The following is a 15,295-nucleotide window of genomic DNA, read 5'->3' as shown; positions in this document are numbered from 1 at the left end:
ACGAAGGGTGTGCCTTCCACTGCCTACGGTCGCCGGGTGACGAGCAGCAGGCTGGAAACTCCCACGCACACCACCGGCGCACACCGGGCACGGCGCCGCGCGCCCCGGTCCGGGCCCCGCACCCTGGCCCAGCGCCCGCCCGCCCGGTACGAGGCGTACCTGGACGGCCTGTTCACGTACTGCCTGTCCGTGCTCTGCGACCACGAGGCGGCCACCTCGGTGCTGGGCGACGTACTGGCCGTCTCCGAGCGGCAGTTCGGGCGGTGCCCCGGCGGCGACCCGGAGCGGAAGGCCTGGCTGTACGCTCTGGCCCGCTGGGCGTGCCTCCGGGAGCTGGCCGAGCAGCGCAGACGGCGCAGACAGCAGGGCCAGGGGGCGCACGCCGCGCGCCCCGCCCCCGCCCCGCCCCCCGCCTCGGGCCACGACCCGGCGCCCACGGGCCCTCCCGCGCCCGGCCCGGCCTCCGCCCCCTCCGCCCCCTCCGCCCCCTCCGCCCCGCCCCTCACCGCGCCCGCCGCCGACGCCCCGCGCGTACCGCCCGGGACCTCCGAGGCGCGCCGCCGGGAACTGGCCCTGCTCGCCTGGCCCGAGGCGGCCGGCACCACCCCCGAGCAGCGCGAGGCACTGGAGCTGGCCGTACGGCACCGCCTCGACGCCCCCCAGGTGGCCGCCGTCCTCGGCATGGAGGTGTCCGCCACCCGCGAGCTGCTCTCCGCCGCCGCCTGCGAGGTGGAGCGCACCCGGGCCGCCCTCGCCGTGGTCGAGACGGGCACCTGCCCGGCCGTCGCCCGGCTCACCGGCGACAACGAGCTGCTGCTCTCCGCGACCCTCCGCCGGGAGCTCGTCCGGCACGTCGACGACTGCCCGCGCTGCCGCCGCGCCGCCGAGCGCGCCGGGGCCGGCGGGCCGTGGCCCGGCTCGTCCGTCACGCCCGCCGAGCTGCCGCTGGTCGAGGCGCCGAGGGCGGCGGCGTACGTCGCGATGCTGCACGTGCCGCGCGCCCGGGCGGGCGGACCGCGGTTCGGGCGGGACGGCTTCCCGCTGGACCCCAGGGACCACGCGGCCCGCCGCGACCGGATGCGCGCCCGGGCGGTGACCACCACGGTCGTGGCCACCGTGGTCGCCGCGCCGGTGCTCGCCCTGTGGGCCGCCTACCGGGGGGCGCCGGTGACCGGGGAGGGGCGGGACGGTGTGACGGTCAGCGCCGCCGACGCCGCGGTCGGCGACCCGCGCGGGAACGGCGCGGAGAGCCGGCCGGACCACTACGAGAACGCGGGCAGCGCGCGGACCGACCGCGCCCGCCGTCCCGCCGCCGGTTCGTCGCACGTCTCCGTCGAGGTCATCAGTACCGGTACGCCCCCTCCGCCGGCCGCACCCGGCCGCCCGGGCCCCGGCCGCATCACGGTCACGGCGCAGCCGTCCGGCGGCGACTCGACGATGCTCACGCTCACGGCGTCGGGCGGCACACCGGTCGCCTGGTCCCTGTGGACGGACGCCCCCTGGCTCTACGCCAGCCGCGCCTCCGGCACCCTCGCCCCGGGCCGGTCGGTCACGGTGTACGTCACCGTCGACCACACCCGCGAACCGTCGGGCGACTGGACCGCCCGCGTGGGCGTCGACCCGGCGGGCGCCGTGGTGGAGATCGACGGCCGCGGGGCGCCCCGCCCGCCGTCCCACCCGGGCCCCGCCCCGCACACCCCCACCCCGTCCACACCGGCGACGACCCCGCCGCCGTCCCCGGACCCCACGCCGACGCCCTCCGCGTCCGCGCCGCCCTCGACCCCGCCGCCGTCCCCCGACCCCACGCCCACGGACACCCCGCCGCCCACGGCCGACCCGTCGACGGCCCCGCCGCCCGGCTAGCCCACCGGGCCGGGCAGCGTCCTAGCCCACCGGGTCCGCCGGGTGCGGGGCGACCAGCGGGAGCAGCGAGGACAGGCGGGCCTCGCACAGCCCGGCCAGCACCTCGTACGCCTCCTTGCCCATCAGCTCCGTCAGCTCCGGGCGGTACGTCACGTACACCGGCTCGCCCGCGCCGTGCGCCGACGTCGCCGAGGTGCACCACCAGTGCAGGTCGTGGCCGCCCGGTCCCCAGCCCCGGCGGTCGTACTCGCCGATCGAGATCTGGAGCACCCGGGTGTCGTCCGGGCGGTCGATCCAGTCGTACGTACGCCGCACCGGTAGCTGCCAGCAGACGTCCGGCTTGGTCTCCAGCGGCTCGCGCCCCTCGCGCAGCGCCAGGATGTGCAGCGCGCAGCCCGCCCCGCCCGCGAAGCCCGGACGGTTCTGGAAGATGCAGGAGCCCTCCCAGCGGCGCGTCTGGCGCTCACCGTCCTCGTCGAGCTGCACCCACCCGTTCGGTGACGTGCCCTCGTCGTGGAACTGCCACAGCTCGGGGGTCAGGCGCGCCACGTGCGTGGCGACGCGCTCCTCGTCGTCCTCGTCCGAGAAGTGCGCGCCCAGCGTGCAGCAGCCGTCGGCCGCGCGCCCTGCCTGGATGCCCTGGCAGCCGCTGCCGAAGACACAGGTCCAGCGCGACGTCAGCCAGGTCAGGTCGCAGCGGAAGACCTGCTCGTCATCGGCCGGGTCCGGGAACTCCACCCACGCCCGGGGAAAGTCCAGGCCCTTTTCATCGGATACGTCCGGTACGGGAAGTCCGAGGGACTTGTCGTGCTTCTTGGCGGGCTTCGTGGGCTTCGCCTTCTTCGTCTTTGGCACACTCCAAGCGTATGCGCCGGGCACAGTAGCGTTCGGGGCATGAGACTCGGAGTCCTCGACGTCGGTTCGAATACGGTGCACCTGCTGGTGATGGACGCCCATCCCGGCGCCCGGCCCCTGCCCGCCCACTCGCACAAGGCGGAGCTGCGGCTCGCCGAACTGCTCGACGCGGACGGCTCCATCGGCGCCCGTGGTGTCGAGAGGCTCGTCACCATCACCCACGACGCCGTGCGCACCGCCGAGGACAAGGGCTGCGAGGAGGTGCTCCCCTTCGCGACCTCCGCCATCCGCGACGCGGCCAACGCCGACGCCGTGCTGAAGCGGGTCAGGGACGAGACGGGCGTGGACCTCCAGGTCCTCACCGGCGAGGAGGAGGCCCGCCTCACGTTCCTCGCCGCCCGCCGCTGGTTCGGCTGGTCGTCGGGCAAGCTGCTGCTCCTGGACATCGGGGGCGGGTCCCTGGAGATCGCGTACGGGTTCGACGAGGAACCCGACGCGGCCGTGTCCCTGCCGCTGGGCGCCGGGCGGCTGACCGCCGGCTGGCTGCCCGGCGACCCGCCGGACCCCGCCGACGTGCGGGCGCTGCGCCGCCACGTACGGGCGGCGATAGCGCGTACGGTCGGGGAGTTCGCCCGGTTCGGCCGGCCGGACCACGTCGTCGCCACGTCCAAGACGTTCAAGCAGCTCGCGCGGCTGGCCGGCGCTCCCGGCTCGGGCGAGGGTCCGTACGTACAGCGGGAACTGAGTCGTACATCACTGGAGGAGTGGGTCCCCAAGCTCTCCGCCATGACCGCCGAGCAGCGCCGCGCCCTCCCCGGGGTCTCCGAGGGCAGGGCGCCGCAGCTCCTGGCGGGAGCCCTGGTCGCGGAGGGTGCGATGGACCTCTTCGGGGTCGAGGAACTGGAGATCTGCCCATGGGCACTGCGCGAGGGAGTCATCCTGCGTCGGCTGGACCACCTCCCGGCCGCCTAGCGGGTGCCCGTACTCTGTCCCACGTGGCTGAAACGTCGGAATCAGTGCTGCGCATCCCCGATGCGAAGGTCGCCCTGTCGACGGCCTCGGTCTATCCGGAGTCGACGGCGACCGCCTTCGAGATCGCTGCCCGCCTGGGCTACGACGGCGTCGAGGTCATGGTGTGGACCGACCCCGTCAGCCAGGACGTCGAGGCGCTGCGCCGCCTCTCCGACTACCACGGGGTGCCGGTCCTCGCGGTCCACGCGCCCTGCCTGCTGATCACCCAGCGGGTGTGGTCGACCGACCCGTGGGTGAAGCTCCAGCGCGCCCGGGCGGCGGCCGAGAAGCTGGGCGCGTCGACGGTCGTCGTCCACCCGCCGTTCCGCTGGCAGCGGCAGTACGCGCGCGACTTCATCGACGGCATCTGGCGGATGGCGGACGAGACGGACGTACGGTTCGCCGTCGAGAACATGTACCCGTGGCGCTACCGCGACCGCGAGATGCTCGCCTACGCGCCGGAGTGGGACGTCAGCAAGGACGACTACCGCCACTACACGATCGACCTCTCCCACACCGCGACCGCCCGCAGCGACGCCATGGAGATGATCGGCCGCATGGGGGACCGGCTCGGCCACGTCCACCTGGCCGACGGCCGGGGTTCGGCGAAGGACGAGCACCTGGTGCCGGGGCGCGGCACGCAGCCGTGCGCCGAGCTGCTGGAGCACCTCGCGCGCACCGGCTTCGACGGCCATGTGGTGATCGAGGTCAACACCCGGCGCGCGATGTCGGCGGCCGAACGCGAGGCCGACCTGGCGGAGGCGCTCGCCTTCACCCGTCTCCACCTCGCCTCCTCCGCCCGCGTCCGATGACCGCTTCCCGCCGCCGCCCCGCCGCCCCGCGCCCGGCGGCCGCGTCCCGCACCGCCGCCCGTACCGCGTCCCGCACCGCCGCCCGCACCGCACCGGCGGGGCTCCGGTGACCGGGGAGCGCCGGGGGCGGGGGCGGCCGTCCAGGGCGGAGGCCGTCGAGGGCCCGGGCGCGCGGGAGCGCATCCTCCAGGCCGCCCGCGCCGAGTTCGCCGAGCGCGGCTACGACAAGACGTCGGTGCGCGGCATCGCGAAGGCGGCGGGCGTCGACCCGGCGCTGGTGCACCACTACTTCGGGACCAAGGACGAGGTCTTCGCCGCCGCCGTCGAGGTGTCCTTCGAGCCGGCGCTGGTCATCCCGGCGATCGTCGGCGGGCCCGCCGAGGGCATCGGCGAGCGGCTGGCCCGCTACTTCATCTCCGTGTGGGAGAACCCCGCCACCCGCGCCCCGCTGCTCGCGATCCTCCGCTCGGCGCTCACCCACGAGGCGGCCGCGAAGGTGCTGCGCGGCTTCGTGCTGCGCCGGCTGCTGGAACGGATCGCCGACGACCTCGACGTACCGGATCCGAAATTCCGCGCGGAGCTGGCCGCCTCGCACATGATCGGCATCGCGATCATGCGCTACGTGATCCAGGTCGAGCCCCTGGCGTCCGCGCACCCGGACGACATCGTGGCCATGGTCGCGCCCACCCTCCAGCGGTACCTGACCGAGGACTGAGCCGGCCGTCCCGGTATGCGGACGGTCTGTCCAGATCTTGGAGCCGGAGCGTAGGCTCGAAGAGTCACATCCGTCCGAAGGAGCGAGCGACGATGCCCGAGCTGAGGTCCCGCACTGTCACCCACGGCCGCAACATGGCGGGCGCCCGCGCCCTTATGCGGGCCTCCGGTGTACCGGGCGCGGACATCGGCCGCAAGCCGATCATCGCCGTCGCCAACTCCTTCACGGAGTTCGTGCCGGGCCACACCCACCTCCAGCCGGTCGGCCGGATCGTCTCCGAGGCGATCACCCAGGCGGGCGGCATCGCCCGCGAGTTCAACACGATCGCCGTCGACGACGGCATCGCCATGGGCCACGGCGGCATGCTGTACTCCCTGCCCTCCCGCGACCTGATCGCGGACAGCGTCGAGTACATGGTCGAGGCGCACTGCGCCGACGCGCTGATCTGCATCTCCAACTGCGACAAGATCACCCCCGGCATGCTGATGGCCGCCCTGCGCCTCAACATCCCGGCGGTCTTCGTCTCCGGCGGTCCCATGGAGGCCGGCAAGGCCACCCTGGTCGACGGCACGGTCCGTACGCTCGACCTGGTCGACGCCATCTCGGACGCCGTCAACGAGAAGATCTCCGACGCGGACATCCTCCGCATCGAGGAGAACGCCTGTCCGACCTGCGGTTCCTGTTCCGGCATGTTCACCGCCAACTCGATGAACTGCCTGACCGAGGCCATCGGCCTCTCCCTGCCGGGCAACGGCTCGACCCTCGCCACCCACACGGCCCGCCGCGCCCTGTACGAGAACGCCGCCCGCACGGTCGTGGAGCTGACCGACCGCTACTACGCCCAGGGCGACGAGTCGGTCCTGCCCCGCAACATCGCCACCACGGCCGCCTTCGAGAACGCCATGGCCCTCGACATCGCCATGGGCGGCTCCACCAACACGATCCTGCACCTGCTGGCCGCCGCCCAGGAGGCGGGCGTCCCCTTCGGCCTGGAGGAGATCGACGCCGTCTCGCGCCGCGTCCCGTGCCTGGCGAAGGTCGCGCCCAACGTCGCGAAGAACCGCACGTACTACATGGAGGACGTCCACCGCGCCGGTGGCATCCCCGCCCTGCTCGGCGAGCTGCACCGCGCCGGGCTGCTCAACGAGGACGTGCACAGCGTCCACAGCCCCTCGCTCTCCGACTGGCTCAAGACCTGGGACGTGCGCGGCGGCTCGCCGTCGGCCGAGGCCGTCGAGCTGTGGCACGCCGCCCCCGGCTGCGTCCGCTCCGCCGAGGCGTTCTCGCAGTCGGAGCGCTGGGAGACCCTGGACGTGGACGCCGCCGAAGGCTGCATCCGCTCCGCCGAGCACGCCTACTCCAAGGACGGCGGCCTCGCCGTGCTGAGGGGCAACCTGGCGGTCGACGGCTGCGTGGTGAAGACGGCCGGTGTCGACGAGTCGATCTGGACCTTCGAGGGACCGGCGGTCGTCTGCGAGTCGCAGGAGGAGGCCGTCGACAAGATCCTCCGCAAGGAGATCACGGACGGCGACGTCGTCGTCATCCGCTACGAGGGCCCCAAGGGCGGCCCGGGCATGCAGGAGATGCTGTACCCGACGTCGTTCCTCAAGGGCCGGGGCCTGGGCAAGACCTGCGCGCTGATCACGGACGGCCGCTTCTCCGGCGGCACGTCGGGCCTGTCGATCGGCCACGCGTCGCCCGAGGCCGCCGCCGGCGGCACCATCGCGCTCGTCGAGGACGGCGACCGGATCCGCATCGACATCCCCAGCCGCTCCATCGAGCTCCTGGTCGGCGACGACGTCCTGGCCGCCCGCCGCGAGGCCATGGGCGGTACGTACGCGCCGAGGAACCGCGACCGCAAGGTGTCGGCGGCCCTCCGGGCGTACGCGGCGATGGCCACGAGCGCCGACAAGGGCGCCGTCCGGGACGTCTCCAAGCTCGGCTGATCGGGCTGCTCGGCCGATCGAGGTCCTCGGCCGGTCGAGTCCCCGGCCGAATGAGTCGTCCGGCCGATCGAGCTGTTCGGCCCTTCGGCCCTTCGGCCCTTCCGCCGTTCCGCCGTTCGGCCGATCGGCTGATCACCGGCCGGCCGGGCTCCGGGCCCGGCCGGTCACCAGCGGGCCGGGTCCTCCGCCGCCACGGCGAAGACCGACCCGTCCGGCGCCGTCGCCAACACCTTCCCGTCCGCGACGGCGGGCGCCGGCAGCAGCGCGGCGAACGTGTACCGCCCGCCGTCCATGCGCGGCTTGGTCACCCCCAGCAGCACGCCCCGCTCGGCGTCCACGGCCAGCAGCCGCCCGTCCGCCGCCGTCAGGTACACCCGCCCGCCCGCCACCACCGGGCGGGACGCGTGCGTCACCCCGGTCTCCAGGCGCCAGCGCTGCGCCCGCCGGGCGCCCTCCGGTCCGGTGCCCGCGCCGCCCCCGGCGCCGGTGTCCACGGCGGCGAGCGAACCGCCCGACCCGATCACGTACACCGTCCCGCCCGCCATCACGGCCTGCGCCTGGTCGGCCGGGACCGTCAGCGGCACCCGCCGGGCGGTGCGCGCGGCCAGGTCCAGCCGTACGACCGCCTCGGTGTACAGGTCCGCGTCGGCCGCGAGCAGCAGCAGCGCGTCCCCCGACGCCTGTACGGGACTGAGGGCGCCGCTCAGCCGCTCGGTCCACCGCACCCGGCCGTCCGCCGGGTCCAGCGCGCTCACCAGGGTGGACGTCCCGTCGGGCGAGGCGGCCGCCGCGTACACCGCCCCGCCGCCGGTCACCCACTGGGCGCCCGGTGCGGCGAGCCGCCGCTTCCGCCACCGCTCGCTGCCCGTCGCTCCGTCCAGCGCGCGGACGGTGCCGTCGGCCGCCACCAGCAGCACGGTGTCCCCCGAGTGCAGGACGCCGGTGTACGAGGAGACGTCCGCGCTCCACCGGGTGGCGCCGGTGTCCGGGAGGAGCGCTTCGAGCCGGGCGCCACCCGGCGCGACCACATGGACCAGCCCGCCGGAGAGGACCGGGGCGGCGCCCGCCTCGGCGCCCGTCGCCCGCACCGTCCACAGGGCGCGCCCGCCGGCGGGGTCGAGGCGGGCGGCCTTGACCCCGGGGGCGGTGCAGTAGAGCGCGTCGTCGCCGCCGGCGGTGCACAGGGGCGTCAGGTTCTCGCCGCCGCCCGCGCCGAGCGTGGTGGCCCAGGGGCGGAACCCGCGGCCGGGGCCGGCCTGCGCGGCGGTGGCGGCCGGCTCGCCGTGCGGCCCGCCCCGGGCCCCGGCCGTCACCCCGGCCACGCCGCCCGCGACCAGGGCGGCGAGCACCGCGAGCCCGGCCGCCCAGCGCAGCCGCCGTCCGCGGGGCGTGACGGCGCGGGGGGCGGGGCGCGGCGCGGGCCCGGGGGCCGGCCGGGCGGCGGGGCGCGGAGCGGCCGGGCCCGGGACCGGACCGGGAGCCGGGTCGGGTGCGCGCAGCTCGCCCATCAGCTCGTCCGCCGTGGGCCGCAGCGCCGGGTCCTTCTCCAGGCAGCGCCGCAGCAGCGGGACCAGGTCCTCCGGTACGCCGGCCAGATCGGGCTCGTTGTGGACGACCTGGTAGGCCACGATGTACGGCGAGTTGGAGTCGAACGGCCCGCGCCCGGTCGCCGCGTGGACGAGCACGGCACCCATCGCGAACACGTCGGCGGCGGGGCCCACGTCCCGGGGCCGCTGGAACTGCTCGGGCGCCATGAACGGCGGCGTCCCGATCAACTTGCCGGTCTCCGTGCGCAGATCGCTGTCCATGGGGCGGGAGATCCCGAAGTCGATGACCTTCGGCCCGTCCGCGGCCAGCAGCACGTTGCTCGGCTTCAGGTCGCGGTGCACGACACCCGCCCGGTGGATGTCGCGCAGCGCCTCGGCGAGCCCCGCGCCCACCCCGCGCAGCTCCAGGGAGCCCAGCGGGCCGTTCCGCTTGACCCGCTCCGACAGGGTCGGCCCGTCGATGAAGAGCGTGGCCATCCACGGCCGCGGAGCATCCGGGTCCGCGTCCACCACCGGCGCGGTGAACGCCCCGCTGACCCGCCGTGCGGCCGCGACCTCCTGCCGGAAACGCGCCCTGAACTCGGCGTCCGCCGCGTGCTCGGCGTGCACCACCTTCACCGCGAGCCGCAGCCCCGAAGCGGACCTGGCCAGGTGGACGACACCCATGCCGCCCGATCCCAGGCACTCCTCCAGCCGGTACCGCCCGGCGTACTGCGGATGCTCCGCTTCCGGAGCCGGGCCCTGACCCGGCCCGGTACTGCGCAACGGCGGCATCGCCACCCCCGTGTGTGTTCGTCCGCGCGCGCCCCGCGTCCAGCGCGACGCACGGAGCCTAGTCGATGATGCGTGCGATGCCCTTGGGGCTTGTTAGCCTGCGCGCGGCGCGCTGCACGGGGCACGCGCCGCTACGGGGGAGGGCCGTACGGCCATGGAAGACACCACGGGAACGACCACCGGAACCGACGGCCAGGACGCCGTCCGGACCGCCTACACGGTGAAGCGCTACCCGGTGGCGCCCGGCCAGCGGGTCAACGTCCGCAGCGGCCCGGGCACCAACTACAGCGTGATCAAGGTGCTGCCCGAGGGCGTCCGCGTCCCGATCAACTGCCAGAAGCCGGGCACCACGGTCACCGGCCCCTACGGCACCACCAATCTGTGGGACAACATCGCCAACGGCCAGTACGTCTCCGACGCGTACGTGAACACCGGTACCGACGGATACGTCGCCGTGCGCTGCTCCTGACCGCCGCACCGGCCGCCCGGGGATAATCGACCCCGTGAGCGACCACACCAGCGACACCAGCACCAGCGGCACCCCCGCCGGGCCGCGGCCCGAGCCCCTCCGCTTCTTCGGCACGACCTGGGTCGGCCACGACGGCGGGTACGGGCTGCGGCGCGCCGGGGTCGCCGTGGGCTCCCTCGCCGCCGCGGCGGCCGGGGCGCTGGTCCTCCGCTTCGCCTACGAGGGACTGACCGTCGCCGAGGTGGGCGGTTTCGTCAACGCCCTCGTCGTCGTCATGTTCGCGGTCTGCACCGCCATCGCCTTCAGCCGGACGTGGCAGGGCTTCACCCGCCGTCCCGCCGACCCCTCGCGGGAGGAGGCGCTGCGGAGCCTGAAGGCGATCGGCTTCCTCGGCTCCCTCCTGGCCTACTCCGTCCGCTCGCTCGTCGAGGCGCCGGGCGAGAAGCTGCTGCGCTCCGAGTACGAGACGGCTCTCGACCAGTACGAGAAGCGCCGCTCCCCCCGAACCGGCAACCCGTCCGCCCGCAAGAAGCGTTCCAAGCGCTGACCCACCCGCGCACTCGCGGCACGCGGGTCCCCCGCCCGTCCCCCCAAGCGCCCGCCCGCCCGCGGGCGCCCACCAGTCCGAGCAGCCCCGGCCGCACCGCGCCCGCAACGCTCGGCGCAAGCGCGCCTCAAGCCGCCCCACGCCCCACATCCCCGCCCCACGCCCCACATCCCCGCCCCACGCCCACGCCCCACCCCGGGATCCCCCGGCCCCCGGCTCCTTGACGCCCGCCCCCGTACGCGCAATATTCATCACATGATGAATTATGCGGGTCGGGCCATCGAGGCCCACGACCTCACCGTCGTCCGCGGCCGCCGCACCGTCCTGCGCGGCCTCACCTTCTCCGTGCCGCGCGGCTCCATCACCGGCCTCCTCGGCCCCTCCGGCTGCGGCAAGTCCACCCTGATGCGGGCCGTCGTCGGCACCCAGGCGAACGTCACCGGCACCCTGGACGTCCTCGGCCACCCCGCCGGCGACCCCGCCCTCCGCGACCGCGTCGGTTACGTCACCCAGGCCCCGTCCGTCTACGACGACCTCACCGTCCGGCAGAACCTCGACTACTTCGCCGCCGTCCTGCTCCCCGGCCGCGCCCACCACGACACCCGCGCCGAAGCGGTCACCCGCGCCCTCACCGACGTCGACCTCACCCGCCACGCCGACGCGCTCGCCGGAAACCTCTCCGGCGGCCAGCGCAGCCGCGTCTCGCTCGCCGTCGCCCTGCTCGGCACCCCGGACCTGCTCGTCCTCGACGAACCCACCGTCGGCCTCGACCCGGTCCTCCGCCGCGACCTGTGGGACCTCTTCCACCACCTCGCCCACGACCGCGGGGCCACCCTCCTCGTCTCCTCGCACGTCATGGACGAGGCCGAACGCTGCGACCGCCTCCTCCTCATGCGCGACGGCGAGGTCCTCGCCGACGACACCCCCGAAGCACTCCGCCGCCGCCACGACACCGCCACCGTCGAGGACGCGTTCCTCCGCCTCGTCGACGCCGCCGACGCCCTCCAGGAGGCCCGCCCGTGAACGCCGCCCGCGCCCTCGCCACCGCCGCCCGCGTACTGCGCCAGCTACGTCACGACCCCCGCACCATCGCGCTGATGCTCCTCGTCCCGGTCGGGATGATCACCCTCCTCCGGTACGTGTTCGACGGCAGCCCCGGCACCTTCGACTCCATCGGCGCCTCCCTGCTCGGGATCTTCCCGCTGATCACGATGTTCCTGGTGACCTCGATCGCCACCCTGCGCGAACGCACCTCCGGCACCCTGGAACGCCTCCTCGCCATGCCCCTCGGCAAGCCCGACCTCATCGCCGGGTACGCCCTCGCCTTCGGACTGCTCGCCGTCGTCCAGTCCGCCCTCGCCACCGCGACCGCGCTCTGGGTCCTCGGCCTGGACGTCACCGGCTCACCCTGGCTGCTGCTCCTGGTCGCCCTGCTGGACGCCCTCCTCGGCACCGCCCTCGGCCTGTTCGTCTCCGCCTTCGCCGCCTCCGAGTTCCAGGCGGTCCAGTTCATGCCGGCCGTGATCTTCCCGCAGCTCCTGCTGTGCGGCCTGTTCACCCCGCGCGACACCATGCAGCCCGCCCTCGAAGCCCTCTCCGACGTCCTGCCCATGTCGTACGCCGTCGACGGGATGAACGAGGTGCTCCACCACACCGACATGACCACCGTCTTCGTCCGCGACGGCCTTGTCGTCGCCGGCTGCGCCCTCCTGGTCCTCGTCCTCGGAGCCGTCACCCTCCGCCGCCGCACCCCGTAGCCTCGCCGCATGATCGACTACGGACTGCACGACGCCACCGGCCGCCCCGTCACCCTCCACGAGGTGACCGACGACAACTGGCGGGCCGTCGCCGACGTCGCCCCCCGGGACGACCAGCGGACCTACGTCCCCGCCCTCGCCGCCCGCTACCTGCTCCTCTCCCAGCGTGAGGACGTCTGGCACTCACTCGCCGTCCTCGCCGGCGACGAGGTGACCGGCCACCTCATGTGGGCGCGCGAGGACGACGGCACCCACTGGATCGGCGGCATGCTCATCGACGCCGCCCACCAGGGCGGAGGGATAGGCCGCGCCGCCCTCCCCACCCTCACCGCCTGGCTCACGGCCAAGGAGGACTGCCGCGCCGTCCGCCTCTCCTACCACCCGGACAACACCCCCGCCCGCGCGCTCTACGAGTCGCTCGGCTTCGTCCCCACCGGCACCGTCGAGGACGACGAGATCGTCGCCGAGCTCGACCCCTCCCGTACCGCCCCTCGGACGCCCACACCCCGGACCGGCCCCCGGTGCGAGGATGGCGACACGTACCCCCACCCGGCGAGGTGAACAGCAGCCATGACCCAGACCGTCGCAGTCCTCGGTACCGGCAAGATCGGTGAAGCCCTGCTCAGTGGCATGATCCGGGCCGGGTGGCCGGCCGCCCACCTCCTGGTCACCACCCGCCGCTCCGACCGTGCCGAGGAACTCCGCGCCCGCTACGGCGTCGAGACCGTCACCAACGCCGAGGCCGCCAAGCGCGCCGACACCCTCATCCTGGCCGTCAAGCCCCAGGACATGGGCAAGCTCCTCGACGAGCTCGCCCCCCACGTGGCCCCCGACCGCCTCGTCATCAGCGCCGCCGCCGGCATCACCACGGCGTTCATCGAGGAGCGCCTGGCCGCCGACACCCCCGTCGTCCGCGTCATGCCCAACACCCCCGTCCTGGTCGACGAGGGCATGTCCGTCATCTCGGCCGGCAGCCACGCCACCGGCGACCACCTCGCCCACACCGAGGAGATCTTCGGCGGCGTCGGCAAGACCCTCCGCGTCCCCGAGTCCCAGCAGGACGCGGCCACCGCGCTCTCCGGCTCCGGCCCGGCGTACTTCTACTTCCTCGTCGAGGCGATGACCGACGCCGGCATCCTCCTCGGCCTGCCCCGCGCCCAGGCCCACGACCTGATCGTCCAGGCCGCCATCGGCGCCGCCGTGATGCTCCGCGACAGCGGCGAGCACCCCGTCAAGCTCCGCGAAGCCGTGACCTCCCCGGCCGGCACCACCATCAGCGCCATCCGTGAGCTGGAGAACCACGGCGTACGCGCCGCCCTGATCGCCGCCCTCGAAGCCGCCCGCGACCGCAGCCGCGAGCTGGCCGGCGGCAACGGCTGACCCGCCCGCCGACGCCCCCCCACGCCCCGACGCCCCCGCCCGCCGCCGGCCCCGCCACCCCGGAGCCGGCGGCCCGCACCCGCCACCACCCGGCGCTCACCCCGGCGGCAGCAGCCCCACCGCCCGGTACGCCCGGTCCACCACCGGCCGCGCCACCCCCCGCGCCCGCTCGGCGCCCTCCCGCAGCACCGAGTCCACGTACCCGGGATCGGCCACCAGCGCCGCGTGCCGCTTCCGCAACGGCCGCAGGAGCTCCACCACCGCCTCGGCCACGTCCTCCTTCAGCGCCCCGTACGACGCGTAGGCACCGGTCAGCTCCGCCGGCTCCCCGCCCCGGCACGCCGCCAGTACGTCCAGCAGGTTCGCCACCCCCGGCCGGCCCTCCCGGTCGTACTCCACCTCCCGCCCGCTGTCGGTCACCGCGCGCATGACCTTCCGCCGCACCACGTCGGGCTCGTCGAGCAGATAGACGATTCCGGCACCGTTCTCGTGCGACTTCCCCATCTTCCCGGTCGGGTCCTGCAGGTCCATCACCCGCGCCGCCACCTTCGGCGGCGTCGCCCTCGGCACCGTGAAGGTGTGGCCGTACCGCTGGTTGAACCGCACCGCCAGATCGCGCGTGAGCTCCACGTGCTGCGTCTGGTCGTCCCCCACCGGCACCTCGTCGGTCTCGTACGCCAGGATGTCCGCCGCCATCAGCGCCGGGTACGTCAGCAGCGACACCCGTACGCTCTGCCCGGCCGCCCGCGCCGCCGCCGACTTCTCCTTGTACTGGATCATCCGCCGCAGCTCCCCGTCCGTGGCCGTGCACTCCAGCAGATAGGAGAGCCGCGCGTGCTCGTCCACATGACTCTGTACGAAGAGGGTGCACCGCTCCGGATCGAGCCCGGCCGCCAGCAGCAGCGTCACCGCCTGCCGGCTCAGCCGCCGCACCCGCGCCGGATCGTGCTCCACGGTCAGCGCGTGCAGGTCGACCACGCTGAACAGCGCGTCCGCCCGGTACTGGTCCACCTCGGCCCACCTGCGTACGGCCCCCAGGTAGTTCCCCAGCGTCAGGTGCCCGGTCGGCTTGACCCCACTGAAGATCCGCGTCATCGCGTTCTCCTCCGCCCTACGGTCGAGGCCCCCGCCACCGCGGCCGGGCCTCCCCGGAGGGAGAAACACGAACGGCCGCCGAGGCGGCGGCCGTTGAGTGCATGCGTATCAGCGCGGCCGCCGTCAGGCGGCCCACCACTGGGTCGTGAACGCACGCGATGTCATGCCCGAAGACTACGCCCCCAGGCCCGGGGTTGACACGGCTTTGCTCGATCCGTACTGTTCTCCGGGTTGTCCGACGTGAGCGCCGACCCCGGTCGGTCCCCGGACAGCCATTCCGCAAGAACCACTCCAAGCGAGCGACGATCCGTCGCCCTGCTTTTCGTGCGCTTTTGCGAAATGAGGAATCCACGTTCGAACGAGCGCGGCCCCGATTAGCGTCGGAGCCCAGGAATCCGCTAAAGTCTCACTCGTCGGAACGGCCCAACGGCCGGAAAGACAAACCCCGCTGACTGGGAATCAGGCCCGAAAGGATCTGATAGAGTCGGAACCGCCGGAAAGGGAAACGCGAAAGCGAAGAACGG

At 74.3% G+C, this 15,295-nt stretch carries 14 protein-coding genes; 11 read left to right on the top strand and 3 right to left on the bottom strand.

All coding sequences use genetic code 11. The features are described from left to right. Positions 1-36 precede the first annotated feature (36 nt). A complete protein-coding gene (locus ACZ7LK_RS31395) occupies positions 37-1,863 on the top strand; it encodes a BACON domain-containing protein (protein ID WP_471144581.1) in 1,827 nt (608 codons plus the stop codon). A 21-nt stretch (positions 1,864-1,884) separates the two neighbouring features. On the opposite strand, the gene ACZ7LK_RS31390 is transcribed toward ACZ7LK_RS31395, so the two are convergent. Next, complete coding sequence (locus tag ACZ7LK_RS31390) at positions 1,885-2,718, bottom strand: DUF3109 family protein (protein ID WP_392275337.1); 834 nt, start codon at positions 2,716-2,718, stop codon at positions 1,885-1,887. A gap of 39 nt (positions 2,719-2,757) precedes the next feature. On the opposite strand from ACZ7LK_RS31390, the gene ACZ7LK_RS31385 reads away from it, so the two are divergent. The 4 genes from ACZ7LK_RS31385 to ilvD all read left to right on the top strand — a co-directional run bounded on the left by ACZ7LK_RS31385 (position 2,758) and on the right by ilvD (position 7,202). Continuing rightward, positions 2,758-3,690 carry a Ppx/GppA family phosphatase gene (locus ACZ7LK_RS31385; protein ID WP_392275336.1) on the top strand — a complete coding sequence of 311 codons (933 nt, stop codon included), beginning with the start codon at positions 2,758-2,760 and terminating at the stop codon, positions 3,688-3,690. 44 nt (positions 3,691-3,734) lie between these two features. Further along, a complete protein-coding gene (locus ACZ7LK_RS31380) occupies positions 3,735-4,541 on the top strand; it encodes a sugar phosphate isomerase/epimerase family protein (protein WP_392275687.1) in 807 nt (268 codons plus the stop codon). Between the two features lie 106 nt (positions 4,542-4,647). Then, positions 4,648-5,256, top strand: a complete 609-nt coding sequence (locus tag ACZ7LK_RS31375; RefSeq protein WP_392275335.1) for a TetR/AcrR family transcriptional regulator — start codon at positions 4,648-4,650, stop codon at positions 5,254-5,256. Positions 5,257-5,348: 92 nt separating this feature from the next. Next, a complete protein-coding gene (gene ilvD / locus ACZ7LK_RS31370; RefSeq protein WP_392275334.1) occupies positions 5,349-7,202 on the top strand; it encodes a dihydroxy-acid dehydratase in 1,854 nt (617 codons plus the stop codon). A 164-nt stretch (positions 7,203-7,366) separates the two neighbouring features. On the opposite strand, the gene ACZ7LK_RS31365 is transcribed toward ilvD, so the two are convergent. Then, positions 7,367-9,523: a serine/threonine-protein kinase gene (locus tag ACZ7LK_RS31365; protein ID WP_471144593.1), complete on the bottom strand. Its 2,157-nt coding sequence runs from the start codon at positions 9,521-9,523 to the stop codon at positions 7,367-7,369. A gap of 154 nt (positions 9,524-9,677) precedes the next feature. Between ACZ7LK_RS31365 and ACZ7LK_RS31360 the strand changes: the two genes are divergently transcribed. The 6 genes from ACZ7LK_RS31360 (at position 9,678) to proC (ending at position 13,676) form a co-directional block, all read left to right on the top strand. After that, complete coding sequence (locus ACZ7LK_RS31360; protein WP_392275333.1) at positions 9,678-9,992, top strand: peptidase; 315 nt, start codon at positions 9,678-9,680, stop codon at positions 9,990-9,992. A gap of 25 nt (positions 9,993-10,017) precedes the next feature. Beyond that, entirely contained in the window at positions 10,018-10,539 is a 522-nt protein-coding gene (locus ACZ7LK_RS31355) for a hypothetical protein (RefSeq protein ID WP_392275685.1), read from the top strand. A 255-nt stretch (positions 10,540-10,794) separates the two neighbouring features. Further along, on the top strand, positions 10,795-11,562 hold the full coding sequence (locus ACZ7LK_RS31350; protein WP_392275332.1) for an ABC transporter ATP-binding protein: 768 nt from the start codon (positions 10,795-10,797) through the stop codon (positions 11,560-11,562). Beyond that, the gene (locus ACZ7LK_RS31345) at positions 11,559-12,296 is read left to right on the top strand and encodes an ABC transporter permease (RefSeq protein WP_469462175.1); all 738 of its coding nucleotides are present in this window, start codon (positions 11,559-11,561) and stop codon (positions 12,294-12,296) included. Before ACZ7LK_RS31350 ends, ACZ7LK_RS31345 begins: the two co-directional genes overlap by 4 nt. 9 nt (positions 12,297-12,305) lie before the next feature. After that, positions 12,306-12,857 (top strand): GNAT family N-acetyltransferase, encoded by a 552-nt coding sequence (locus ACZ7LK_RS31340; protein ID WP_469462177.1) that lies wholly within the window; start codon positions 12,306-12,308, stop codon positions 12,855-12,857. A gap of 9 nt (positions 12,858-12,866) precedes the next feature. Further along, positions 12,867-13,676 carry a pyrroline-5-carboxylate reductase gene (gene proC, locus ACZ7LK_RS31335; RefSeq protein ID WP_392275329.1) on the top strand — a complete coding sequence of 270 codons (810 nt, stop codon included), beginning with the start codon at positions 12,867-12,869 and terminating at the stop codon, positions 13,674-13,676. A 96-nt stretch (positions 13,677-13,772) separates the two neighbouring features. Here proC and trpS read toward each other — a convergent pair whose 3' ends face one another. After that, entirely contained in the window at positions 13,773-14,771 is a 999-nt protein-coding gene (gene trpS / locus ACZ7LK_RS31330; RefSeq protein ID WP_471144580.1) for a tryptophan--tRNA ligase, read from the bottom strand. Positions 14,772-15,295 lie beyond the last annotated feature (524 nt).

The sequence above is a fragment of the Streptomyces sp. NPDC039423 genome (assembly GCF_055598725.1).
Note: the sequence above shows the minus strand (reverse complement) of the source record. Positions and strands in the feature narration are given on the sequence as shown.

Bases quoted from the DNA above. Each gene is read 5' to 3' on its own strand.
- ACZ7LK_RS31385 (WP_392275336.1), top strand. From the start codon at position 2,758: ATGAGACTCGGAGTCCTCGACGTCGGTTCGAATACGGTGCACCTGCTG.
- ilvD (WP_392275334.1), top strand. From the start codon at position 5,349: ATGCCCGAGCTGAGGTCCCGCACTGTCACCCACGGCCGCAACATGGCG.
- ACZ7LK_RS31365 (WP_471144593.1), bottom strand. From the start codon at position 9,523: ATGCCGCCGTTGCGCAGTACCGGGCCGGGTCAGGGCCCGGCTCCGGAA.
- ACZ7LK_RS31360 (WP_392275333.1), top strand. From the start codon at position 9,678: ATGGAAGACACCACGGGAACGACCACCGGAACCGACGGCCAGGACGCC.
- ACZ7LK_RS31350 (WP_392275332.1), top strand. From the start codon at position 10,795: ATGATGAATTATGCGGGTCGGGCCATCGAGGCCCACGACCTCACCGTC.
- ACZ7LK_RS31340 (WP_469462177.1), top strand. From the start codon at position 12,306: ATGATCGACTACGGACTGCACGACGCCACCGGCCGCCCCGTCACCCTC.
- proC (WP_392275329.1), top strand. From the start codon at position 12,867: ATGACCCAGACCGTCGCAGTCCTCGGTACCGGCAAGATCGGTGAAGCC.
- trpS (WP_471144580.1), bottom strand. From the start codon at position 14,771: ATGACGCGGATCTTCAGTGGGGTCAAGCCGACCGGGCACCTGACGCTG.